Source organism: Sphingomonas elodea ATCC 31461, from assembly GCF_000226955.1.
Lineage (GTDB): Bacteria > Pseudomonadota > Alphaproteobacteria > Sphingomonadales > Sphingomonadaceae > Sphingomonas > Sphingomonas elodea.
On sequence record NZ_AGFU01000040.1, the window covers coordinates 1 to 22,167 of the forward strand.

The window sequence follows — 22,167 nt, forward strand, 5'->3', positions numbered from 1 at the left end:
CCCCCGCCTCAAGGCCGCCACCGATCTGCCGATCGCGGTCGGCTTCGGCGTCCGCACGCCAGAACAGGCCGCCGCGATTGGCCGCGTCGCCGACGGTGTGGTGGTGGGCTCGGCGATCGTCGAGCTGGTCGGCCGTCACGGCGCGGATGCGGGCGAACCCGTCCGTGCCTATATCGATACGCTGAAGACGGCGCTGGTCGCCGCACGCAAGGAAGTCGCATGAGCTGGATTACGCGCGTTCGCAACGCGCTCGCCTATGTCACCACCCGTGGCGAGGAGAGCCCCGACAATCTCTGGCACAAGTGCAAGGGATGCGGGCAGATGGTGTTCATGAAGGAGTTCGAGGACAATCAGAATGTCTGCCCGCATTGCGATTTCCACGATCGCATCGGCGCGACCAAGCGCTTCGAGCAGCTGTTCGACGACGGCGTCTACAAGCTGCTGCCAAGCCCCAAGGTCGCCGAGGACCCGCTGAAGTTCCGCGACTCCAAGCCCTATACGGCGCGGATCAAGGCGGCGCGGGCGACGACCGGCGAGCAGGACGCGTTCCAGAATGCCAGCGGCACGATCCACGGCCACAAGGCGGTGATCGGCGTGCAGGACTTCGCCTTCATGGGCGGATCGATGGGCCAGGCGGTCGGCGAGGCGTTCATCGCCGGCGTAGAGACCGCGATCGCGGCCCGTGCGCCGTACATCGTGTTCACCGCCTCGGGCGGCGCACGCATGCAGGAAGGCATTCTCAGCCTGATGCAGATGCCGCGCACCACCGTGGCAATCGAGATGCTCCACGATGCCGGCCTGCCCTATATCGTCGTGCTGACCGACCCGACCTCGGGCGGCGTGATGGCCGCCTATGCGATGCTGGGCGACGTCCAGATCGCCGAGCCGGGTGCTACCCTCGCCTTCACCGGCCGCCGCGTGATCGAGAACACGATCCGCGAAAAGCTGCCCGACGATTTCCAGACCAGTGAATATTATCGCGATCACGGCCTGGTCGACATGGTGACGCACCGCCGCGACCTGCGCGACACGCTGGGCCAGCTGATCGGCCTGCTCTGCGAGGCCCGAGTGGCGGCGTAATACTTCCCTTAGCCCCTCCCCTTCAGGGAGGGGTTGGGGCGGGGCCGTGTCTCACCGAGACCAACGTCTGATCTGGAATCACTCCACCCCCAACCTCTCCTCCAAGGAGGAGGGGCTTAGAGAAGGCAATGCCTGACTTCGCTCGCTCCACCGATCCCGCCGTCCAGGCCCAGCTCGACCGGCTGACCCTGCTCTCCCCCGGCGCCGACATTCTCGGGCTGGAGCGGATCACCCGGCTGCTGGAGCGCGTCGGCAACCCGCATCTGCGCCTGCCGCCGGTGCTCCACGTCGCCGGCACCAATGGCAAGGGCTCCACCTGCGCCTTCCTCCGCGCCGCGCTGGAAGCTGCGGGCATGCGCGTCCATGTGTATTCGAGCCCGCACCTCGTCCGCTTCAACGAGCGCCTCCGCCTCGCCGGCACGCTGATCGACGACGATACCCTCGCCCCGTTGCTTGCCGAAGTACTGGACGCCGGCGGCGATATCGGCGCGAGTTTCTTCGAGGTGACGACCGCCGCCGCCTTCCTCGCCTTCGCCCGCACGCCGGCGGATGCCTGCGTGATCGAGGTGGGCCTGGGCGGACGGTTGGATGCGACCAACGTCGTGCCCGCCCCGATCGCGACCGCCATTGCCCAGCTCGGTATCGACCATCAAGCATTCCTCGGCGACACGCTGCCGCAGATCGCCCGGGAAAAGGCGGGCATCGCCAAGCCCGGCGTGCCGATGGTGACGATGCGCTACGATGCCGAAATCGCTGCCGTGGTCGCCGCCGCGGGTGCGCCGGTGTTCGCGCAGGGCACGGCGTGGGACTATACCGTGGCGGGTGACCGTCTCACCTACCGCGACGCCCACGGCACGGTGGAGACACCGCTCCCGGCGCTGTCCGGCCCACACCAGCCCGGTAACCTCGCGCTCGCCATCGCGATGCTGCGGCACCAGACGGTCCTCACCATCCCCGATACGGCGCTCGCTGCCGCTGCGACCGGCGCCCGTTGGCCAGCGCGCATGCAGCGGCTGGGCACCGGACCGCTTACCGCGTTGCTGCCCGACGACACGGCGGTCTGGCTGGACGGCGGCCACAATGCCGCGGCCGGGGCGGCGATCGCAGATACCGTCGCGAGCCTCGCTGCCGATCGCCCGTGCCACCTGGTGCTCGGCATGCTCGCCAACAAGGATCCGGAAGGCCTGCTGGCGGATCTGGCGCCCCGGCTTGCCAGCGTCGTGACCGTGCCCATCCCCGGCCATGCGCATCATGCGCCGGATGCGCTCGCCGCCCGTGTGCGCGCGCTCGGCGTGGCCGATGTCGCGACCGCGACCGACGTGCCGGCCGCACTTCAGGCCCTTTCCGGGAGCGTGCGTGAAGCTGCACCCGCCGCGGTACTGATCCTCGGTTCGCTCTATCTTGCCGGGGTGGTGCTCGAGGCGAACGGGGAATTACCCGACTGATCGCTCATCGCGCCTTATTGCGATTGACTATTAATAACAGGGCGGCATGATTGCTCCGACGCCCATCGGAGAATCACATGCAGCCGTCCGTCCAGACCCTCGTCACCGCCCTGCCCCAGCTCCAGCCCGAGGATCCGGGCGTACGGTTGCTGCTGTTCGGCGTCCGCCAGACCGGCGCCAACGGCCTGCATGATGCGAGCACCGCGCACGCCTTTCTGGTCGCGTTCGGCAAGGGATTTCGCCGACCGCTGATGCTGCTGCGCACGCTGATGCACGAAATGTCGGCCATGGCGACCGGCCCGGTGCAGATCGCCCCCTGGTGCTGCCCACGCATGACCGCGTCCGAAGCTGCCCTGGTCGGCGCGCTGGGCAAGGTCCGCACTAACCCGCAGGCCGCCGCGCTGCTGCTCGCCGACCTGATCGGGGTGCGCGACGCGACCGGCCTGCTGCCGACCGCCCATGCGCTGGCGCAGAGCTTCGCCGATCTGGCGCTGCCGCTGGAGCCGTGAGGGATCAACCCTCCGCGCCGGCTCGCGCTGCGCGAACGCTTTCCACGACGAAGCCGCGCCGCCACAACAGCCAGAGCAGAACCATGCCCGGAATCGCGACAACCGACGTCATGACCCAGAAGCCGGCCCAGCCGAGCTTCTCGGCGAAGATGCCCGCCGGGGCTGCCAGCCACGTCCGGCCGACGCCGGCGAGCGAGGACAGCAACGCAAACTGCGTGGCGGTATAGGCAAGGCTGGAGAGGCCGGAGAGATAGGTGACGAACACGGTGAGACCAAGCCCACTCGTGACCTGCTCGGTCGCCACGGCGATGGTGAGCCACACATTAGAATGCCCCTGCGTCGCGAGCACGGCGAACGTCAGGTTGCTCAGCATCATCAGCATGCCCGAAACGAACAGCGCGCGGCCCATCCCCAGCCAGGCAAGCAGCGGGGCGGACAGCGCGGTACCGACGATCAGTCCCCAGAATCCGACGACCTTGTTGATCGCGAGGAACTCGGTGTCGCTGAACCCGAGTTCCACGATCATGGGGTTGAGCATCGACTGGCCCATCGCGTCGCCGAGCTTGTAGATCAGCACGAACAGCAGGATCAGCAATGCCCCGCGCCGCTGCAGAAACTCGCGGAACGGCCCGATCAGCGTTGTCTCGAGCCATACCCCTGTGCCGTGGCCGGGTACCTTCTCAAGCACCCGATCATGCAAGCCGGGCCCGGCCCAGATTGCCGCGACAAGACCCGGCAGCACGCAAAGCCCGGTGAGGCCATAGGCCATTGCCCAGCCCAAACCGAAACCTTCGGGGGAGGCCATCGCAATGGTGCCCACGCCCGCGATGAAGGCACCGAGCCGGTAGCCGAACTGATTGTTGGCGGTGCCGTGCGGCAACTCGGCTTCGGGCAAGATCTCGATCCGATAGGCATCGATCACGATGTCCTGGGTCGCCGCAAGGAACGCCGTGACGATCGCCCAGAACGCGAAGACGCCCAGATGCAGCTCGGGCCGGCTTGCGCCCAGCATCCATACCGCGACGAACAGCAACGCTTGGATCAGGAACAACCAAGACCGCCGCTGCCCGAACAGGCGGGTCAGCAACGGCAGCCTCAGCCGGTCGATCAGCGGCGCCCACAGGAATTTGAGCGTGTAGGGGGTCGTCAGGCCGATCGCGAACCCGATCGTCTTCTTCTCTATCCCAACCTTGGCCAGCCAGAAGGTCATGGTGCCGAGCAGGAGTGCCAGGGGAAAGCCGCTCGATATGCCGAGCAGTAGCGCCGCGATCGGCCGTGGCCGCAAATACGGTCCCATCGTCGCCACGAACCCCTGCCGCCCTTCGCCTTCCTGCTGTTCCGTACCCGCCATGCCTTGCTCCAAGCTTCAGGACGCGCGACACTAGCGGAAATGCGACGGAGAGGAAGGATGAACGCACCGACGCAAGGCCAGCGCGCGCTCGCGGCGGTACTGGCGCGGGGCGGCGATGCCGGCGCGGGTCCCGTCACACATGTCGAGGCTAGCGTCTATACCAGCCCCGAACGCTTCGCCGCCGAGCGTACGCGGATCTTCGGCCGCGCACCGCTTGTGCTCGCGCCTTCCGCGCTGCTGCCCGAGCCCGGCATGGCGGTACCGCATGACGGGTTCGGCAAGCCGCTGCTGATCACCCGCGACAAGCAGGGCGAGGTCCATGTGTTCCTCAACGTCTGCGGCCATCGTGGCACACGGCTTGTCGAGGGCTGCGATACGGTGAGCGCGCCGCGACTGGTCTGCCCCTATCATGCCTGGAGCTATGCGCTGGACGGGCGCCTCGCCGGCGTCCCGCGCGCCGAGGCCTTTCCCGGCATCGACAAGGCAGACTTTGCGCTGTGTCGCCTGCCCGCGCACGAAGCCGGCGGCCTGATCTGGTTCTCCTTCGACAAGGCGGCGGACTTTTCGCACGCCGATACGCTGGCGCAGGACTTCGCCGCCTTCGATCTTGCCGGCCAGCATTGCTTCCGTCGGCGCACCCACCGCGTGCCCGCCAACTGGAAGCTGGTGATGGATGCGTTTCTGGAGAGCTATCACATCCAGCGCCTCCATGCCGGCAGCATCGCGCCCTTCTTTCAGGACGGCATCTCCGCAGCCGATCATATCGGCCCGCACCAGCGCTCGGCGGTGGGACGTTTGGCGAACATCGCCGAATTCGAGTCGGAGGACTGGCCGACGCTGCGCGGCGCGATCACCTATACCTACCAGATGTTCCCCGGCGCGGTGCTGGCGGTGAGCCCCGACTATATCAACCTGATGGTGCTGATGCCGCGCTCGGTCGACGAGGTGCTGGTGGAGGATTTCATGCTGATCCCCGAGGCCCCCGTCACCGACAGGGCGCGCGACCATTGGGAACGCAGCTGGCAGCTGCTCGACGGCGGCGTCTTCGCCGCGGAGGATTTCCGCGCCTGTGCGCTTGCCCAGCAGGGTCTTTCCGCAGGGGCGCTCGACCGCGTCACGCTTGGCAATCTCGAAACCGGGGTCCGCGTTTTCCACGATGCGGTCGATACGTGGGTTTCGTGCGACGATCTTCGCCAGATCCGCACGAATCACCCCATTGGGCAGGCTTCTGTTCAGGAAGGGATGCTATAAGGCGGGTCTGAGCACAGGAGATCGTCATGTCCCGTACCCGCACTCGCGCCGCAGCAGCTCCCAAGCAGGCCTCGCCTTCGGAGATCGTCGCGAAGCTGGCAGTGCTCGCTTCCGTGTTCGCCTGGGCCGGGGTGGTCGTGGAGCTGTTCGTCCACTGAACGGCGTCAGCTGCCCAGGAACAGGCTGAAGCTGCCGGGAAGGCGACGCGGAATCTTGCCGCCTTCCAGCACCGCTTCGATCGCATCGATCGCCGCCAACAGATCGCGCTGTGCGTAGGGCTTGGCAAGGCAACCCGCTGCCAGCGCCCGCGCATCGGCCGGACATTGGCCCGTCACGAACAGCACCGGCACCCCGTGCGCGAACGCCGTCCGCGCCACCTCCACGCCGCTGCCGTCCGCCAGGTTGATGTCGGCCAGTACCAGATCGAGCGTCTCGCCGCCGCCCACAACCCGAGTCGCATCTGCCACCGAGTCCACCGTCGCAACGATGGTGAACCCCGATTCGCGGAGAAAATGCTCGGTATCGAACGCGACGAGCGGCTCGTCCTCCACGACAAGCAGATGTTCGATCCGCCGCTTCTTCCGTCCGAACAACATGCCGTTTGGGCCCCCAAATCAACCGCTTGCACAAGCCCGTAACGCGCGAGTCACAAAGTGGCACCGCATAATTTTTTGCTCGACCCGCCAACATCGCTATATCGCGGCGGTGTCTGACTCCAAGCCCCCTAAATCCACCAGTGCGCCGCAGCGCATCGCCAAGCTTCTCGCCCGTGCCGGCGTCGCCTCCCGGCGCGAGATCGAACGCATGATCGAAGAGGGCCGCATCGCCCTGAACGGCAGCGTGCTCGAAACCCCGGCGACCATTCTCAACTCGCTCCACGGCGTCACCGTCGACGGCAATCCCGTTGCAGAAGCCGCCCCGGCGCGGCTGTTCCGCTATCACAAGGCCGCCGGCCTGCTGACCGCCGAGCGCGACTTTACCGGCCGCCCGACCATCTATGATCGCCTGCCCGAGGGCCTGCCGCGGGTGATGCCGGTCGGCCGCCTCGACCTCAACACCGAGGGGCTGCTGCTGCTCACCACCGACGGCGAGCTGAAGCGCGAAATGGAACTGCCCGCCGTCGGCGTCGAGCGGACCTATCGCGCCCGCGCCTATGGCCAGGTGAGCCAGGAACAGCTCGAAGACCTGATGCTCGGCATCGAGATCGAGGGCGTTCGCTACGGCCCGATCAACGCCAATATCGAACGGCGGACCGGCGCCAATCTCTGGATCGAGATGACGCTGACCGAAGGCAAGAACCGCGAAGTCCGCCGCGTGCTGGAATTCCTGGGGCTCCAGGTCAGCCGCCTGATCCGCACCCGCTATGGCCCCTTCTACCTGAACGACCTGCCCGCGGGGGATGTGGACGAAATCCGCCAGGCCGATCTGATCACCTTCCGCACCGTGCTGGGCAAACCCGGCGGCGGCAAGGCGGCCTCCAACCTGCAGTTCGCCATCCGCCAGCGCGCGATCGAGCCCGTCGAAAAGGCGACCAAGGTCGAGCCCGAAGGCCGCCGCCGTCTGCCCAAGGCGGTGCCTGTCACCAAGGGTCCCGTGTTCACCGCCCGCGCCACGCCCAAGGCCAAGCCGAAGGACGGCGAGGAACGGCCGCGTACCACCGGCAAGCTTGGCGTGCGGGAAGGTGGCGAGGGCGGCGTCGGCAAGCCCGCCCGCGCGGCCCGTGCCAAGTCCTTCCGCGACACGCGCGAGCCGCGTGCCGGCGATCTGGTCGACCGCCCCCGTGGCCGCCGCGACGCTCGCGGTGAGCAGGGTGTCGAACGCCCCTGGTCGCGCGGCGACGAAGGCGGGGAGCGCAGTCGTACCGCCCGCCCGGGCCGCCCCGGCGCCGGCCAGGGCGATCGCGCGCGCACAGGCCCATCCCGCTTCGGCGGTGCCGAGGGCGAGCGTCCGCGCAACTTTCGCGGCGAGGGGCCCGCACGGTCGGGGGGGGACGGCGAGCGGCCGCGAGGTCCGCGAACGCCGCGACCGGGCGGCACTGGCAGCCCTGGCGGCAATCGCCCGCAACGGCCTGGCGGCCCCGGCCGTCCCCCGCGCGGAGGCCGCAACTGATGCGGATCATCGCTGGAGAATGGCGCGGCCGCCCGCTCGCCGCCCCCAAGGGCGATACCACCCGACCCACTGCCGATCGGACTCGGGAGGCGCTGTTCTCCATGCTCGCCTCGCGCGTCGGCAGCTTCGAGGATCTCGCTGTCGGTGATTTCTTCGCCGGATCGGGTGCGCTGGGGCTGGAGGCACTGTCGCGCGGCGCCGCCTCCTGCCTCTTCGTCGAACAGGATCGCGCGGCGCTGGACGTGCTCAAGGCCAATATCGCCAAGCTCGGCGCCAAGGGCACTGACGTGCGCCCCGGCTCGGTGATGGCGCTCGGCCCGGCACGCGCACCGCTGGACCTGATCCTGATGGACCCGCCCTATGGCACCGGCGCTGGCGTGGTCGCGCTCGACAAGCTGGCGCGGCTAGGCTGGACCGGGCCCGGCACCTTGATCAGCATCGAGACGGGCAAGACCGAGGATGTCGAGCTGGCCGGCTTCGTGGTCGATGCCGAACGCGTCTATGGCAAGGCGAAGCTGACCCTGCTTCGCCCGGCCTGAGCGATCAGCGCCGCCGCGTCAGGAGCAGGCCGATCAGGCTGAGCCCTGCGGCGGCGGCGAGATACCAGCCGACCGTCCCGATCCCGCCGCGCTGGACCAGCGTCTCGGCGATCAGCGGCGTGAGCCCGCCGCCAAGGATACCGCCAAGGTTGAACGTCACCGAAACGCCCGTGTAGCGCACCTGTGCCGGGAACAGGCTGGGCAGCCAGCCGCCGAGCGGGCCATAGACGAAGCCCATCACGAACAGCCCTGCGGCGAGCCAAACGAACACTGCGCCCAGCGATGCCGGCACCAGCAGCACCGGCATCGCCAGCCCCAGCGGCACCATCGCGATGCAGCCTAGCCCCAGCACCAGCGTCGCGCCGCGCTTGTCGGCCATCCAGCCGGCCACGCCGATGCCCAGCGCCATGAACAGAATGGCGGCAAGCTCCGCGCCAAGAAACGCCTCCCGCGGATAGCCGAGCGTCTTGGTACCGAAGCCGATCGCGAACAGCGTGGCGACATAGAAAAGCGCGAAGCAGGCGACCGTGCCCAGCGTCCCCGCCATCGTCGCGCCGAGGTGCTGGCGCACCAGTACGCCCAGCGGGACCTGCGGCGGCGGGGCATGTTCGGCCGCCTCGACAAAGGCAGGCGTCTCCGCAATGCGCAGCCGCACCCACAGGCCGAGGCCGACCAGCGCGGCGCTCGCGAGGAACGGCAAGCGCCAGCCCCAGTCGCGAAAGGCGTCATCGCTCAGAAAGGCGCCGAGCAGCAGGAACAACCCGTTGGCGGCGATGAACCCCACCGGCGCGCCCAGCGGCGGGAAGCTACCATAACGGTACGCCCAGCCTTTGGGCGCATATTCCACCGCCAGCAGGCTAGCTCCGCCCCATTCGCCGCCCAGCCCCAGCCCCTGGCCGAAGCGGAGCAGGCAGAGGAGCAGCGGCGCCACCCAGCCGATCATCGCATGCCCCGGCAGGCAGCCGATCAGCACGGTGGAGAGTCCCATCAGCATCAACGAGGCGACGAGGGTCGACTTGCGGCCGAGCCGATCGCCGAAATGGCCGAATACGAGACCGCCCAGCGGCCGGGCGAAGAAGGCGACGCTGAAGCTGGCATAGGCGGCGACCTGCTGCAGCCAGGGCTCCTGCGCGGGGAAGAACAGCGGGCCGAACACCAGCGCCGTCGCGGTCGCGTAGATGTAGAAATCGTAGAACTCGACCGACGTTCCCACCAGGCTCGCAAACAGGATGCGGCGGTGCGACGCGGGCGCGGCGGCATTGGACATGGCGGCTCCTCCCGCCGCCTCCCTCGGGCCAGTCGCCGCGCGGGTCAAGCCGCGTTCAGCGGAGCGACAGTTTCGGCACGGTATCGAACCGGTACCTCGCAGCACCGCAATCAGGGAGTCGGGAGATGCGCGAATCGCCGATCAAGCGTCTGGTCTATGCGGCCTTTTTCAGCCTGCTCGCGGGCGTGCTGGTGGCCGCCTACAATCCGGTGGATCATGTGAAGGCCGATCTGCGGGCCGATACCAGCGGCGTGCGGACCAGCCTGCATCTGGCGGTCCACGATCTGCTTCACGGCTGAAGCGGCAACGGGCGGGGTCTGGCCCCCGCCCTTCCCGATCAGTGCAGGCCGAAGACGCGCACTGCGCTCAGCATCAGCCAGTAGAGGCCACCGGAGAGCAGCATCGCCGCCGGGAGCGTCATCAGCCAGGCCAGCGCCATGTTGCGGATCGTGCGCACCTGCAGCCCCGCGCCGCTGCCCACCGACGCGCCGGCGACGCCCGAGGACAGGATATGCGTGGTGGAGACCGGCACGCCCAGACGGTCGGCCCCCATGATCGTGGCGGCGGCAACGATCTCGGCGGCGGCGCCCATGCCATAGGTCATGTGCTGCTTGCCGATCTTCTCGCCCACCGTGACGACGATCCGCTTCCAGCCGATCATCGTGCCCAGACCCAGCGCGATCGCCACGACGATCTTCACCCAGACGGGAATGAAGCGCGTGCCGCGCTCCAGATCGTTCTGATAGGCCTTGAGCGTCTTCAACTCCGCCTCGCTGAAGCCGACCGGTTTCTTGGTGGCGAGCTTGCTCGAGTCGAGTACCAGATACATGTCGTTGCGGACGTTGGAGCTGGCGCGCGCCGGCACCTTGCTCAGCGAGCCGTAGCTGGCGACTTCTTCGGTGAGGCTGGTGGAGATCGCCTCCATCGCTGCATAGGGCTTGGGACCATCGATCTTGCGGTGCTGAAGCGCGTCGGTGAGAATCACCCGCGCCTGCGCCGGGGTGACGGTGATGCCGTTGCTGCGCGCATCGAACACCGTGTTGGCGGCCCGCGAAGTCTGGACGAAGTCGGCGGTCGCACTCGCCGGCAGCGTGCGGTTGAGCGCATAGGCGGTGGGGGCGCAGCCGATCAGGATCAGCATGATCAGCCCCATGCCCTTCTGGCCGTCATTTGATCCGTGGAAGAACGAAACCGCGGTGCAGGTGCCGATCAGCAGCGCGCGGATGCCGCGCGGCGGCGGCGTGTTGCCCGATGGCGCCCGGAACAGCTGCGGCTGCCTGCGGAACAGTATGCGCAGCACCAGCAACAGGACGAGCGCGCCGGCAAAGCCCATCAGCGGGCTCCAGAACAGTGCCGAAAACACTTTGGTTGCCTGCGCCCAGTCCACTCCGGCGGTGCCGCCGCGCGAGCCGCTGAGGATCAGCTGGTTGGCGAAGCCCACGCCCAGCACCGATCCGATCAACGCATGGCTGGAGGAGTTGGGCAGGCCGACATACCAGGTCGCCAGGTTCCACAGTACCGCCGCCAGCAGCAGCGCGAAGATCATCGAGAAACCCGCCGCAGATCCCACGTTGAGCAGCAGATCCACCGGCAGCAGGGTAATGATCGAATAGGCGACGGCGCCGCTCGACAGCATCACGCCCAGAAAATTGAAGAAGCCCGACCAGATGACCGCAAGCTGCGCCGGCATCGAATTGGTGTAGATCACGGTCGCGACGGCATTGGCAGTATCGTGGAAGCCGTTCACGAACTCGAAGCCCAGCGCGATCAGCAGCGCCAGCCCCAGAAACGCGAAGACGCCGAGCGCCAGCGTCTCGCCGGCCTCGCGCGTGTCCACAAGGATGCTCCAGCCGGCAAAGGCGAGCCCTCCCATCAGGATCGCGGCGAACAGCAGCTTCGCAACGGGATGGGTTTTATCGTCGAATCGGGGACTTCGCGGCAATTCTGCCGTGCTAGCCTGTTCCACTGCGAGCGTCGCCATGATGGTTGAGCCTTTGGGGTTGGCGGATGACAGGATGATGACAGGCGTGGGAAAGTTCGAACGTCAGCGCACACATTCGGTGTGCGTAATCCGCACAAGCTTGCCGGCGGCATCGCGTTCCTCATGCCGCCCGGCCGCGCACAAAGGCCGCTGCGGCACGGACGCCGAACGCCAGGCCACCACCGCCGCGATGATCGCGAAGGTCAGGATCGCCGCAAGCCGCACTTTGAGGCGCCGGGAGGGGTTCGGGACTGTCATGGGTTGATCTCGCAGGCCCAATAGGCCCCCATGCTTCCGGAGGCAATCCGGCCCCTCGGCATCGCACCGGATTGTCACCCCGGACCGGGCAGGATCGGGCCCGTACCGTTCCTCAGGATGTCCCCGGTGCTTGCGGCCAACCGCATCGTTCCCTAGTTGTTCACGGATGTCGCTTACCCCTTCCCCCCAGGACGCGCCCTATCTCCAGGGCCTGAACGACCCCCAGCGCGAGGCCGTGCTCACCACCGAAGGTCCGGTGCTGGTGCTCGCCGGTGCGGGTACGGGCAAGACGGCGGCGCTTACCGCCCGCCTGGCGCACCTGCTCTGGACGCGGCGGGCCTATCCGTCCGAGATTCTGGCGGTCACCTTCACCAACAAGGCGGCGCGCGAGATGAAGGAGCGGGTCGGCCGGCTAGTCGGCGACGCGGTGGAGGGGATGCCGTGGCTCGGCACCTTCCATGCGATCGGCGCGAAGATGCTCCGCCGCCATGCCGAGCTGGTCGGGTTGCAGAGCAACTTCACCATTCTCGATACCGACGACCAGCTCCGCCTGCTCAAGCAGCTGATCCTCGCCAACGACCTCGACGAAAAGCGCTGGCCCGCCCGCCAGCTCGCGGGCCTGATCGACGGGTGGAAGAACCGCGGGCTGATCCCGGCCGATCTCGATGCCGGCGAGTCCGAGAGCTACGCCAATGGCCGCGGCCAGTCGCTTTACGCCCAGTATCAGGAGCGGCTGCGCCTGCTGAACGCCTGCGATTTCGGCGATCTTCTCCTCCATATGCTCACGATTCTTAAGACCAATCGTGAAGTTCTGGAACTCTACCAAAAGCGCTTCCGCTACATCATGGTGGACGAGTATCAGGACACCAACGCCGTTCAGTATCTCTGGCTGCGGCTGCTTGCGCAGGAGCGGAAGAACATCTGCTGCGTCGGCGACGACGACCAGTCGATCTACAGCTGGCGCGGTGCGCAGGTGGAAAATATCCTGAAGTTCGAGAAGGACTTCCCCGGCGCCGTTGTGATCAAGTTGGAACAGAATTACCGCTCGACGCCGCACATTCTCGGCGCCGCCTCGGGCGTGATCGCCAACAATGGCGGTCGCCTGGGCAAAACGCTGTGGACCGAGATCGATGTCGGCGAGAAGGTGAAGGTGCTCGGCGTGTGGGACGGGCCGGAGGAAGCCCGGCGCGTCGGCGAGGAGATCGAGGGGCTGCAGCGCGGCGGCCTCAGTCTCGACGCCACCGCGATCCTGGTCCGCGCCCAGCACCAGACCCGCGAGTTCGAAGATCGGTTCATCGCGATCGGCCTGCCCTATCGCATCATCGGCGGCTTCCGCTTCTATGAGCGGCAGGAAATCCGCGACGCGCTCGCCTATCTGCGCGTGGTCGCGCAACCGGCCGACGACCTCGCCTTCGAGCGCATCGTCAACGTGCCCAAGCGCGGACTGGGCGACAAGGCGCTCTCCAAGGTCCACCAGTTCGCTCGCGCGCAAGGCCTTCCGCTCACCACCGCCGCCGCGCGTATCCTCGATACCGACGAGTTGACCCCGCAGGCGCGGCGCTCGCTCGGCAATCTGATCGGCGACATGGCGCGCTGGCGCAGCATGGGCGACGATCTCCAGCACCCGGACCTCGCCCGCATCATCCTCGACGAAAGCGGTTATACCGCGATGTGGCAGGCCGATCGCACTGCCGAGGCGGCAGGCCGGCTGGAGAATCTCAACGAACTCGTCCGCGCTATGGAGGAGTATGAGAGCCTCTCGGCCTTCCTCGAGCATGTCAGCCTGGTGATGGACAACGAAGCCTCGGCCGAGGAACCCAAGGTCACGATCATGACCATCCACGCCGCCAAGGGGCTGGAGTTCGATACGGTGTTCCTCGCCGGCTGGGAGGAAGGCATCTTCCCGTCGCAGCGAGCGCTCGACGAGGGCGGGCTGGCCAGCCTCGAGGAGGAACGCCGCCTCGCCTATGTCGCGATCACGCGGGCTCGGCGGCGGGCGATCATCCTGCATGCCGCCAATCGGCGGATCTACGGGCAATGGACGTCGAGCCTGCCGAGCCGATTCGTCGGCGAACTGCCTGCCGAGCATGTCGAATCGGAAAGCTCGATGACCGGCGGCGAGAGCCTGTGGCGGGCGAACTGGAGCGAGCGGAGCGATCCCTTCGCGGACGTAGCGCGCGGCGCCGGGCGCGGGCCCGGCTGGCAGCGCGCAGCGGGCGTCGATCCGAAGAACCCGGGCGGCGGCTTCACGGCGCGCACCTTCACCCGCGATCAGCCCCGCGTGCTCGAAAGCCGCGCGTCCGCCGTCAGTTTCGGCGCCAAGCCGCGCGGCGACCTCGCGCTCGGCATGCGGGTGTTCCACCAGAAGTTCGGCTACGGCACGATCGCCGAGATCGAAGGCAACAAGCTCGAGATCGATTTCGAGCAGGCCGGGCGCAAGCGCGTGATGGACAGCTTCGTCAGTCTCAACGACTGAGCGACGGCGTCAGGCCTCGGGTGCCGGTTCGACCTTCATCAGCGTGACACCTTCGTACTTTTCGAGCTCGTGGTCGAACAGGTCGCTGATCTCGAACGCGCGATCCAGCACCGAGACTTCCTTGAGTCCGTCGACCTTGAACGTGGCGATCTTTGGCTCGCGCGGCAGCATGCCCTCGCGCGAGACGATGAACGCATCCGTATAGAGCGATTCATTGCGGGTGTAGAGGATGTGCGGCGCCACAATCATCCGCGTGCGGTTGTACGTGACCTGCAGGCAGCGCAGGCGCACGATGCCTTCCAGGACGAAAGGGGTGTTGTTGACAGGTGCTTCGGTCACGGCAGCGCTAACGTTCATGAGACAAATATGATACCAATGCTGCACAGCAGCAAGGGCAAAGCGCATAGCCCATGGGACGGTCCTCTCCCAGCATTGTTTCGCGGCCAGCTTCGTTCAGCCACGCTTCACGCGCAAGCCTTGAAGAAGCACGGGTTCCCGGCGCGTGCGCCGGCAGTGTCGTTGAAGGAGATGAGCATGAAGCACGTCCTCGCCCTCGCAGCCCTTGCGGCCGCCGGGCTGTCGTTCGCGGCGCCGGCGTCGGCGCAGCAATATTCCTCACCGGACCAGGAGCGCGCCCGCTTCGAGGCGGCGCGAGATCGGTTCGACCGTGAGTATCGCGCGTTCCAGCAGGCATCCGAGCGCTATGCAAACTACAGCGACTGGCTGGCACACGCCCCGCCCCCGCCGCGGGTCGATATCCGCGACGAAGGCGATTGGGAGCCCTCGCGCTATTACCGGCCCGGCGGCAGCGAGCGCGTTCTGACCCGCGACGACCGCGTCTATCGCGGCGATGACGGCCGCTATTACTGCAAGCGTCCCGACGGCACGACCGGCCTGATCGTCGGCGCGGCGGCGGGCGGCCTGTTCGGCAACGTCATCTCCAGCCGCCGCTCGGGCACCGTCGGCACGCTGCTCGGCGCGATTGCCGGCGGCGCGATCGGTGCCTCGGTCGACAAGAACAACCAGATGAACAACCAGGACGTCCGCTGCCGCTGAGCGTCGCACCGGCTCCGCGTCGATTTTTCGGCGCGGAGCCTCTTGCCGGACAGGAAGACGCCCCTATATTGATAGTGCGGGACCGGGCCCCTCTGGCGGCGGCTTCATTGCAAGCCCCGTGATGTCGGACCGCATCGAGCGTGCTCGGTGCAGGATCGGCGGTGTTCCCACTCCCTCGCACCACGCCTCCATCGGGCCGCTCGATCGATGCAGATCCATCGATTGGAGCCATGACGATGACGATTGTAGAACGCCTGATCGCGACTCACCGGATGCTCGAGCGTGAGATCCGTCGCGAACTGCGCAGTGTATTGCCGGATGCCTTCCGCCTTTCGCAGCTCAAGAAGCACAAGCTGGCGGTGAAGGATCGCTTGCACCTGTACCTTCCGGCGCCCGCGGCGCGGCTCGCTCTGGTGCCGACCCGGCGCTGACGCGGCGGACAAGGGTCCGTCGCATGGGCGACGGACCCGGTCGCATCAGTGCCAGAAGATCAGCAGCAGAATGATGATGGGAAGCGGAATCCCCAACAGCCACAACAGGATACCCTTACCCATGGAACTCTCCGATACGCGTCGTTTCGCACTTGGCTAAACAATGGGTCGGGACTGGAGTTCCGGGGGTGGGAACCGAGCGCCCACTGATGCACTAAGGCCGCGATGCAAACCGACGGTCTTCCCCTGCCCCGCCGCCTCACCGCCATTGCCGCCGTTTCCTTCGGCACCGCGCTCGTGGTGATCGACGGCGCGATCGCCACCGTGGCGCTGCCCACCATCGCGCGCGATCTCCATGTCGATTCCTCCGCCGCCGTGGCGGTGGTGACGGTGTACCAGCTGGTGCTGGTGATGCTGCTCCTGCCCTTTTCGGGACTGGGCAACCGCGTGGGCCTGAAGCGCCTGTACCAGATGGGCCAGATCGTCTTCACCGTGGCCACCATCCTGTGCTTCTTTGCCAAGAGCTTGCCCTTCCTACTAATCGTCCGCGCGGCGCAGGCAGCGGGGGCAGCCGCGGCGCTCAGCGTCTCCTCGGCGCTGGTGCGGCAGATCTATCCGGCGAAGCAGCTCGGCCGCGGGCTGGGCGTCAACTCGGTGGTGGTCTCGGTCTCCTCCGCGATCGCGCCGACCCTGGGCGGGCTGGTGCTGGGCGTCGGTCCCTGGCCCTGGGTTTTCGCCTCGGCCGTGCCTTTCGCCGTCGCCAGCCTGCTGCTCGGCCGCTCGCTGCCGGACATTCCTCGCTCCAAGGCGCCGTTCGACGTGCTCGGCGCGGTGCTGTGCGCGGCGATGTTCGGGCTCGTGATCGGCGGGCTGGAAAGCGCCGTGCACGGCGACAGCCCGGTCGTTTCCGCGGCAGTGGTGATCGCGGGCATCGCCATCGGCGTGATCTTCGTCCGCCGCGAACAGGGCGAGGCTGAACCGATCCTGCCGGTGGACCTGCTCGCCCGCCCGGTACTTGCGCTGTCAACCATCGGCGCCTTCACTGCCTTCGTCGCAACGATGACGCTGCTGCTCGCGCTGCCCTTTCGGCTGCAGCACGGCTATGGCTTTGCGCCCTCCGAAGTCGGCGCGGCGATCGCACCCTGGCCGCTGACCACGATGTTCGTGGCGCCGCTCGCGGGATCGCTGTCGGATCGATACCCCGCGGGCGCCCTGGGCGGCATCGGCATGGGGATCGCGATCGCGGGCCTCGTCGCCCTCGCCTTCCTGCCGCACGATCCGAGCTTCTTCGACATTGCCTGGCGCATGTCGCTCACCGGCGCCGGGTTCGGCATGTTCCTCTCCCCCAATGCGCGGCTGATTATCGGCTCCGCACCGGTCGAGCGGGCCGCCGCGGCGGGCGGGCTGATCTCGACGACCCGGATGGTCGGGCAGACCACTGGCGCGACGCTGGTCGCCGCACTGCTGGCGATGGGCGTCGGGGCGGGGATGACGCCGGCGCTGGTTGCCTCCGGCCTCGCGCTGATCGCCGGTATCTGCAGCCTCGCCCGCCTACGCCCGGCGATCCGCAATCCGGGGAAGGTCGAGGCAGACCAGGCCCAACCGGCCCAGATGGGTTAAAGCTTTAGCCCCCCCCAACCATGGAAGCATTGCACGCACGCCCACCGCGCGCCAAGAGCGGCAACATGGCTCCACATCCTTTCGCCATCGGCAATTTCCGCGCCTATTTCGTAGCCCGACTCGCGTCGACCCTGGGGCAGATGGCGATGGTGATCGTGATCGGTTGGCAGGTATACGACATCGCCCGCCGCTCGATGAGCATCAAGGAAGCCGCCTTCCAGCTCGGCATGATCGGCGTGGCGCAGTTCCTGCCGCTGCTGTTCCTGTCGCTGTTCGCCGGATGGGTGGCGGACCGTATCGATCGGCGCTGGATCGCCCGCGCCGCGGTCGCGCTGGAAGCGTGCTGCGCACTCGCCCTCGCCTGGCTCACCTGGCGGCATACCGTCACCCTGCCCGCGCTGTTCGGCATCGCCGCGTTGCTCGGCGTCGCCCGGGCGTTCGTCAGCCCGGCGCTGGGGGCGCTCGCCCCGAACCTCGTCCCCAAGGCCGTGCTGCCCACCGCGATCGCGCTCAGCTCGCTTGCCTGGCAGACCGGCACCGTGATCGGCCCGGCGATGGGCGGTTATCTATACGCCGCGACCTCGTGGCTGGCCTATGGGGTTTCGGGCGGGCTGTTCCTCGTCTCGCTGCTGATGCTCTTCCTGATCGGCCCGGTGCCGGTCGCCGCGCGAAAATTCACCGGCAGCCCCTGGTCGCAGATGGTCGACGGGCTTCATTATGTCCGCCGCAACCGGCTGGTACTCGGCGCCATCTCGCTTGACCTGTTCGCGGTGCTGCTCGGCGGCGCGACGGCGATGCTGCCGGTCTATGCGCGCGACATCCTGCAGGTGGGATCCGAGGGCCTCGGGCACCTTCGCGCCGCGCCTGCGTTGGGAGCGGTGGTGACGGCCCTGTTCTTCTCGTGGCGCCCGCTCAAGACCAATGTGGGCGTGAAGATGCTGGTCGCGGTCGCGGTGTTCGGCCTCGCGACGGTGGTGTTCGGCGCGGCGGCGGCGCTGCTGGTGCCGGTGCTCGGCCCCAAGGCGGTCGGCACCGACCTCTCGCCCGCCGTGCTGCTCTCGCTCGCCGCGCTGTTCGTGCTCGGCGCGGCCGACATGGTCTCGGTCTATGTCCGCCAGTCGCTGATCCAGCTCTACACGCCGGACGAGATGCGCGGACGCGTCGGCGCGGTCTCCACGCTGTTCATTTCCGGCTCGAACGAGTTGGGCGAGGCCGAAAGCGGTTTCCTCGCCGCGCTGATCGGCCCCGTCGCCGCGGTAATCGGCGGCGGCATCGGCGCGATCCTTGTCACGCTGCTGTGGTCGAAGCTATTCCCCGAACTCAAGCGGGCTCGAACCTTCGATCCTCCGGCCACCCTCGAAGTTCCTCCCAAGGAGATGACGACATGAAGGCCCATTCGATCCTCGAGACGATCGGCAACACGCCGCACGTCCGTATCAACAAGCTGTTCCCCGGCGCCGAGGTGTGGATCAAGTCCGAGCGCTCGAACCCGGGCGGCTCGATCAAGGACCGTATCGCGCTGGCGATGGTCGAGGCGGCCGAGAAGGACGGCAGCCTCAAGCCCGGCGGCACGATCGTCGAGCCGACCAGCGGCAATACCGGCGTCGGCCTGGCGATGGTCGCGGCGGTGAAGTGCTACAAGCTGATCCTCGTCATGCCGGAGAGCATGTCGCTCGAACGCCGCCGGCTGATGCTCGCCTATGGCGCCAGCTTCGATCTCACCCCGCGCGAGAAGGGCATGAAGGGTGCGATCGAGCGCGCACTCGAGATCGTCGAGAGCACGCCCGGCGCCTGGATGCCGCAGCAGTTCGAAAACACTGCGAACATCGACGTCCATGTGCGCACCACCGCACAGGAAATCCTCAACGACTTCCGTGACACGCCGATCGACGTGATCATCACCGGTGTCGGCACCGGCGGCCACATTACCGGCGTCGCCGAGGCGCTCAAGAAGGAGTGGCCGAACCTCAAGGTCTATGCGGTGGAGCCGGAGCTTTCGCCGGTGATCTCCGGCGGCCAGCCCGGCCCGCACCCGATTCAGGGTATCGGCGCCGGCTTCGTGCCGAAGAACCTGCATACCGACGCGATCGACGGCGTGATCAAGGTCGATGCCGCCGTCGCCAAGGACATGGCGCGCCGCTCTGCCCGCGAAGAGGGCATGCTGGTCGGCATTTCCTCGGGCGCGACGCTGGCGGGCATCCTCCAGAAGCTGCCCGACCTGCCCGAAGGCGTGCGGGTGCTCGGCTTCAACTACGATACCGGCGAACGTTATCTGAGCGTGCCGGACTTCCTGCCCGAGAGCTAAGGAGCAGGCGTCTCGGCCGTCCCGTTTGCCGGGGCGGCCGGGGCCGTCTCCGCAGGTGCGGGCTGCGGCAGCGCCACCTGCACCTCGACCCGCCGGTTCTTCGCCCGACCCTCGGGATCGTCGCTGCCGTCCGCGTTGGCATTCGGCACCAGCGCGCGGGTTTCGCCGAACGCGATCACCGTCATCCGCTCGGCCGGAACGCCCTTCGACAGCAGATAGGCCTGCACTACCTCCGCCCGCTTGCGCGAGGAAACGAGGTTGTCGCGGTCGTTGCCCCGTGTGTCGCTATGCCCGCCGATCGTGATCGGGCCGCCGGCGGCGGTGCTGGGATTGACCAGCATCTCGTCGAGCAGCTTTTTGCCGGCATCGTCCAGCTTCAGTCCCGAGGTGCCGAACGGTACCACGAGGCTCAGCGGCGCCAGCGCGGGCGTTTCGGGCTCGTCGGGCACGACGTCGGGCCGCAGGATCGACTTGGGTGCCTCGATGGCGCTGTTGTTCGCGAGTCCACCCTCCTCGGCGAGGATGCTCTTGTTCTCGGCCGCCGCATTCTCGCGCGCGGGCGTACCGGCATTGCAGCCTGCCAGCACTCCCATCATCAGCAGCATCGCCCATCTGCTCATGCAACTTCCTCCTGAAGCCGTCGCGCCGCCGGCATGGGGGGCACGTACGAGATGATCGTGTCGCCCGGCTGCGGCGTCGGTCGGCTGGCGTGCGAGAAGAAGCGGAGCAGCCCGCCCTTGCGCACCAGCAGCAGCATGTCCGCCGCGTCGGGCAGGTCGGCCTTGGCGGCGTCGAAGTCGAATTGTTCGGTCAGCCGGGTCTTGCGGAAGGTCCAGCCGCCCTGCTCGCGCTCGACGATTTCGTCGACGCCGTGGCCGCTGGTGAACAGGGCGCGGCCACGTAGGGATTCGGGCAGCGCCCGAGCATCCTCGTCGTCGCCGCCGCTGCCGAGCTGGTAGACATTGTCGCGCCCCATCTCATGGGCGAATTCGTTGCAGACCAGCGCGTTATAGGCCTCGTTGTCGCTGGTCGCGGCGAGCACCTGGAACTGCGACATGTCCAGCCGGTCCTCGGTCGCCTCGGCGAGGATCTCGCCGTGATAGGTGGCAATGCCCGCCGAGCGCGCGGGCCGCAGCCGCTGCCAGCTGGTGTCGCAGATCGTAACGGGCACCTCGATCTGGCGGAGCTGCTCGGCCAGCGCCAGGCTCCACGGCGTGCCGCCGACGATCAGCAGGCCGCGTTCGGTGGCGCCGGTTACCTTGAGCAGGCGCGCCACGGGCCCGATCGAGAAGCCGTGCGCAACGATTGTCGCGACGACCACGGCGAAGGACAGGGTCACCAGGATCGAGCCGTCGCTATAGCCGAGCTTGTCGAGCCGCAACGCGAACAGCCCCGAGATCGCCACCGCGACGATGCCGCGCGGGGCGATCCAGGCGACCAGCAGCCGCTCGTTCCACGGCACCTTGGTAAAGGCGAGGCTCAGCAGCACGGTCATCGGCCGCACGAGGAAGAGAAGCGCGGCGAGGAAGGCGAGGAAGCGCCACTCGAAATGGCGCAGGACCTCGAAATCGAGCGAGGCCGACAGCAGCACGAACACGCCCGAGATGAGCAGGACGGTGACATTCTCCTTGAACGGGTGAATGTCGCGCAGCGAATCCAGCCGCATATTGGCGAGCGCCACGCCCATCACCGTCACGGTGATCAGCCCGGTCTCCTGCTGGATCAGGTTGGAGCCGACGAACACGCCGATCACCGCGACCAGCAGCACCGGCGCCTTCAGATATTCGGGCACATGCCCGCGCTGAAAGGCCCAGCCGATCGCTTTGGCGACGACATAGCCGATCAGCCCGGCGACGATGCTCGCCGCCAGCAGCGAGCCCAGTACGCTGACCAACGTGCCGCCATCGCCGGACCGCCGCAGATATTCATAGGTGACCAGCCCGCACAGCGCGCCGATCGGGTCGTTGACGATCGCTTCCCATTTCAAGATAGCCCGCGGCCGCTGCGCGACGTTGCTTTGGCGAAGCAACGGCAGCACCACGGTGGGCCCGGTCACGACCAGGATCCCCGCGAACAGCGTCGCCACCGGCCAGACCAGGCCGGCGGCATAATAGAGCGCCAGTATTCCCAGTCCCCAGCCGATCGGCACGCCCAGCAGCACCAAGCGCGTCACCGCGCCATCGGTACGCCGCAGCTCGCGGAAGTTGAGGCTGAGACCGCCTTCGAACAGGATCAGCGCAACCGCAATGGAGACGATCGGCTCCAGCAGCTCGCCGAACACGGCATGCGGTTCGATGATCCCTGCCACGGGCCCGGCGAGCACACCCGCCACCAGCATCAGCGCGATCGCCGGCCAACCAGTGCGCCACGCAACCCACTGCGCGCCAATGCCAAGTGCCCCGATCAGCGCGATGACGAGCGCGGGTTGATGCATGCGGTACAGTGCCTTCGTTGCTGCGCAGAGATGGAGTGCCCATCGACAATACGGT

The 22,167-nt window shown here is 67.5% G+C and carries 23 protein-coding genes; 15 read left to right on the top strand and 8 right to left on the bottom strand.

From position 1 onward, the window contains the following. The 4 genes from KK7_RS20570 to KK7_RS0112265 all read left to right on the top strand — a co-directional run. The coding region (locus KK7_RS20570) for a tryptophan synthase subunit alpha (protein ID WP_010544941.1) at positions 1-223 on the top strand (223 nt) is incomplete at its 5' end. Then, complete coding sequence (gene accD, locus KK7_RS0112255; RefSeq protein WP_010544942.1) at positions 220-1,080, top strand: acetyl-CoA carboxylase, carboxyltransferase subunit beta; 861 nt, start codon at positions 220-222, stop codon at positions 1,078-1,080. The genes KK7_RS20570 and accD, both read left to right, overlap by 4 nt. Positions 1,081-1,208: 128 nt before the next feature. After that, positions 1,209-2,525, top strand: a complete 1,317-nt coding sequence (locus tag KK7_RS0112260) for a bifunctional folylpolyglutamate synthase/dihydrofolate synthase (protein WP_010544943.1) — start codon at positions 1,209-1,211, stop codon at positions 2,523-2,525. Between the two features lie 77 nt (positions 2,526-2,602). Further along, a complete protein-coding gene (locus KK7_RS0112265) occupies positions 2,603-3,034 on the top strand; it encodes a DUF6628 family protein (RefSeq protein WP_010544944.1) in 432 nt (143 codons plus the stop codon). 4 nt (positions 3,035-3,038) lie between these two features. On the opposite strand, the gene KK7_RS0112270 is transcribed toward KK7_RS0112265, so the two are convergent. Beyond that, positions 3,039-4,397, bottom strand: a complete 1,359-nt coding sequence (locus tag KK7_RS0112270) for an AmpG family muropeptide MFS transporter (protein ID WP_237709198.1) — start codon at positions 4,395-4,397, stop codon at positions 3,039-3,041. Positions 4,398-4,442: 45 nt separating this feature from the next. Between KK7_RS0112270 and KK7_RS20575 the strand changes: the two genes are divergently transcribed. After that, on the top strand, positions 4,443-5,636 hold the full coding sequence (locus KK7_RS20575; protein WP_010544946.1) for an aromatic ring-hydroxylating oxygenase subunit alpha: 1,194 nt from the start codon (positions 4,443-4,445) through the stop codon (positions 5,634-5,636). Between the two features lie 26 nt (positions 5,637-5,662). Beyond that, on the top strand, positions 5,663-5,794 hold the full coding sequence (locus KK7_RS23595; RefSeq protein ID WP_272941572.1) for a hypothetical protein: 132 nt from the start codon (positions 5,663-5,665) through the stop codon (positions 5,792-5,794). Between the two features lie 6 nt (positions 5,795-5,800). Here the strand turns inward: KK7_RS23595 and KK7_RS0112285 are convergent, their stop codons facing one another. Further along, entirely contained in the window at positions 5,801-6,232 is a 432-nt protein-coding gene (locus tag KK7_RS0112285) for a response regulator (RefSeq protein WP_010544947.1), read from the bottom strand. A gap of 109 nt (positions 6,233-6,341) precedes the next feature. Between KK7_RS0112285 and KK7_RS0112290 the strand changes: the two genes are divergently transcribed. Then, positions 6,342-7,745: a pseudouridine synthase gene (locus KK7_RS0112290; RefSeq protein ID WP_029623243.1), complete on the top strand. Its 1,404-nt coding sequence runs from the start codon at positions 6,342-6,344 to the stop codon at positions 7,743-7,745. Then, a complete protein-coding gene (gene rsmD / locus KK7_RS0112295; protein WP_010544949.1) occupies positions 7,745-8,284 on the top strand; it encodes a 16S rRNA (guanine(966)-N(2))-methyltransferase RsmD in 540 nt (179 codons plus the stop codon). The genes KK7_RS0112290 and rsmD overlap by 1 nt, the downstream gene beginning before the upstream one ends. Before the next feature lie 4 nt (positions 8,285-8,288). On the opposite strand, the gene KK7_RS0112300 is transcribed toward rsmD, so the two are convergent. Then, a complete protein-coding gene (locus KK7_RS0112300) occupies positions 8,289-9,551 on the bottom strand; it encodes an MFS transporter (RefSeq protein WP_010544950.1) in 1,263 nt (420 codons plus the stop codon). 125 nt (positions 9,552-9,676) lie between these two features. On the opposite strand from KK7_RS0112300, the gene KK7_RS23175 reads away from it, so the two are divergent. Continuing rightward, the gene (locus KK7_RS23175; protein ID WP_010544951.1) at positions 9,677-9,850 is read left to right on the top strand and encodes a hypothetical protein; all 174 of its coding nucleotides are present in this window, start codon (positions 9,677-9,679) and stop codon (positions 9,848-9,850) included. 38 nt (positions 9,851-9,888) lie between these two features. Here KK7_RS23175 and KK7_RS0112310 read toward each other — a convergent pair whose 3' ends face one another. Together KK7_RS0112310 and KK7_RS22575 are read right to left on the bottom strand one after the other, a co-directional pair. Next, positions 9,889-11,532, bottom strand: coding sequence for an inorganic phosphate transporter (locus KK7_RS0112310; protein ID WP_010544952.1), 1,644 nt, complete (start codon positions 11,530-11,532; stop codon positions 9,889-9,891). Between the two features lie 63 nt (positions 11,533-11,595). Further along, positions 11,596-11,790 (bottom strand): hypothetical protein, encoded by a 195-nt coding sequence (locus KK7_RS22575; protein WP_138983953.1) that lies wholly within the window; start codon positions 11,788-11,790, stop codon positions 11,596-11,598. Positions 11,791-11,956: 166 nt separating this feature from the next. Between KK7_RS22575 and KK7_RS0112320 the strand changes: the two genes are divergently transcribed. Continuing rightward, complete coding sequence (locus tag KK7_RS0112320) at positions 11,957-14,266, top strand: ATP-dependent helicase (RefSeq protein WP_010544953.1); 2,310 nt, start codon at positions 11,957-11,959, stop codon at positions 14,264-14,266. A gap of 9 nt (positions 14,267-14,275) precedes the next feature. Here the strand turns inward: KK7_RS0112320 and KK7_RS0112325 are convergent, their stop codons facing one another. After that, positions 14,276-14,605, bottom strand: coding sequence for a WYL domain-containing protein (locus KK7_RS0112325; RefSeq protein ID WP_237709199.1), 330 nt, complete (start codon positions 14,603-14,605; stop codon positions 14,276-14,278). A 195-nt stretch (positions 14,606-14,800) separates the two neighbouring features. Here KK7_RS0112325 and KK7_RS0112330 point away from each other — a divergent pair, with 195 nt between their 5' ends. The 5 genes from KK7_RS0112330 to cysK all read left to right on the top strand — a co-directional run bounded on the left by KK7_RS0112330 (position 14,801) and on the right by cysK (position 19,678). Further along, positions 14,801-15,322 (top strand): glycine zipper 2TM domain-containing protein, encoded by a 522-nt coding sequence (locus tag KK7_RS0112330; RefSeq protein ID WP_010544955.1) that lies wholly within the window; start codon positions 14,801-14,803, stop codon positions 15,320-15,322. Between the two features lie 236 nt (positions 15,323-15,558). Continuing rightward, a complete protein-coding gene (locus KK7_RS0112335) occupies positions 15,559-15,753 on the top strand; it encodes an HP1242/YdcH family protein (RefSeq protein WP_237709200.1) in 195 nt (64 codons plus the stop codon). 225 nt (positions 15,754-15,978) lie between these two features. Beyond that, positions 15,979-17,373: an MFS transporter gene (locus KK7_RS0112340; RefSeq protein WP_010544957.1), complete on the top strand. Its 1,395-nt coding sequence runs from the start codon at positions 15,979-15,981 to the stop codon at positions 17,371-17,373. A gap of 65 nt (positions 17,374-17,438) precedes the next feature. Beyond that, positions 17,439-18,761 (top strand): MFS transporter, encoded by a 1,323-nt coding sequence (locus tag KK7_RS0112345; RefSeq protein WP_010544958.1) that lies wholly within the window; start codon positions 17,439-17,441, stop codon positions 18,759-18,761. Further along, positions 18,758-19,678, top strand: a complete 921-nt coding sequence (cysK, locus tag KK7_RS0112350; protein ID WP_010544959.1) for a cysteine synthase A — start codon at positions 18,758-18,760, stop codon at positions 19,676-19,678. The genes KK7_RS0112345 and cysK overlap by 4 nt, the downstream gene beginning before the upstream one ends. Here cysK and KK7_RS0112355 read toward each other — a convergent pair. Both KK7_RS0112355 and KK7_RS0112360 read right to left on the bottom strand, forming a co-directional pair. Continuing rightward, the gene (locus tag KK7_RS0112355; protein ID WP_010544960.1) at positions 19,675-20,298 is read right to left on the bottom strand and encodes an OmpA family protein; all 624 of its coding nucleotides are present in this window, start codon (positions 20,296-20,298) and stop codon (positions 19,675-19,677) included. The genes cysK and KK7_RS0112355 overlap by 4 nt on opposite strands. After that, positions 20,295-22,112 (bottom strand): cation:proton antiporter, encoded by a 1,818-nt coding sequence (locus KK7_RS0112360; protein WP_010544961.1) that lies wholly within the window; start codon positions 22,110-22,112, stop codon positions 20,295-20,297. The genes KK7_RS0112355 and KK7_RS0112360 overlap by 4 nt, the downstream gene beginning before the upstream one ends. Positions 22,113-22,167: the final 55 nt, after the last annotated feature.

What these genes read in the sequence shown, in the direction of transcription:
- KK7_RS0112285 (WP_010544947.1), bottom strand. Translation starts at nt 6,232, where the DNA reads ATGTTGTTCGGACGGAAGAAGCGGCGGATCGAACATCTGCTTGTCGTG.
- KK7_RS0112265 (WP_010544944.1), top strand. Translation starts at nt 2,603, where the DNA reads ATGCAGCCGTCCGTCCAGACCCTCGTCACCGCCCTGCCCCAGCTCCAG.
- KK7_RS23175 (WP_010544951.1), top strand. Translation starts at nt 9,677, where the DNA reads ATGCGCGAATCGCCGATCAAGCGTCTGGTCTATGCGGCCTTTTTCAGC.
- KK7_RS0112320 (WP_010544953.1), top strand. Translation starts at nt 11,957, where the DNA reads ATGTCGCTTACCCCTTCCCCCCAGGACGCGCCCTATCTCCAGGGCCTG.
- cysK (WP_010544959.1), top strand. Translation starts at nt 18,758, where the DNA reads ATGAAGGCCCATTCGATCCTCGAGACGATCGGCAACACGCCGCACGTC.
- KK7_RS0112300 (WP_010544950.1), bottom strand. Translation starts at nt 9,551, where the DNA reads ATGTCCAATGCCGCCGCGCCCGCGTCGCACCGCCGCATCCTGTTTGCG.
- KK7_RS0112330 (WP_010544955.1), top strand. Translation starts at nt 14,801, where the DNA reads ATGAAGCACGTCCTCGCCCTCGCAGCCCTTGCGGCCGCCGGGCTGTCG.
- KK7_RS23595 (WP_272941572.1), top strand. Translation starts at nt 5,663, where the DNA reads ATGTCCCGTACCCGCACTCGCGCCGCAGCAGCTCCCAAGCAGGCCTCG.
- KK7_RS0112345 (WP_010544958.1), top strand. Translation starts at nt 17,439, where the DNA reads ATGGCTCCACATCCTTTCGCCATCGGCAATTTCCGCGCCTATTTCGTA.
- accD (WP_010544942.1), top strand. Translation starts at nt 220, where the DNA reads ATGAGCTGGATTACGCGCGTTCGCAACGCGCTCGCCTATGTCACCACC.
- KK7_RS0112260 (WP_010544943.1), top strand. Translation starts at nt 1,209, where the DNA reads ATGCCTGACTTCGCTCGCTCCACCGATCCCGCCGTCCAGGCCCAGCTC.
- KK7_RS0112335 (WP_237709200.1), top strand. Translation starts at nt 15,559, where the DNA reads ATGACGATTGTAGAACGCCTGATCGCGACTCACCGGATGCTCGAGCGT.
- KK7_RS22575 (WP_138983953.1), bottom strand. Translation starts at nt 11,790, where the DNA reads ATGACAGTCCCGAACCCCTCCCGGCGCCTCAAAGTGCGGCTTGCGGCG.
- KK7_RS0112360 (WP_010544961.1), bottom strand. Translation starts at nt 22,112, where the DNA reads ATGCATCAACCCGCGCTCGTCATCGCGCTGATCGGGGCACTTGGCATT.
- KK7_RS20575 (WP_010544946.1), top strand. Translation starts at nt 4,443, where the DNA reads ATGAACGCACCGACGCAAGGCCAGCGCGCGCTCGCGGCGGTACTGGCG.
- rsmD (WP_010544949.1), top strand. Translation starts at nt 7,745, where the DNA reads ATGCGGATCATCGCTGGAGAATGGCGCGGCCGCCCGCTCGCCGCCCCC.
- KK7_RS0112340 (WP_010544957.1), top strand. Translation starts at nt 15,979, where the DNA reads ATGCAAACCGACGGTCTTCCCCTGCCCCGCCGCCTCACCGCCATTGCC.
- KK7_RS0112310 (WP_010544952.1), bottom strand. Translation starts at nt 11,532, where the DNA reads ATGGCGACGCTCGCAGTGGAACAGGCTAGCACGGCAGAATTGCCGCGA.
- KK7_RS0112355 (WP_010544960.1), bottom strand. Translation starts at nt 20,298, where the DNA reads ATGAGCAGATGGGCGATGCTGCTGATGATGGGAGTGCTGGCAGGCTGC.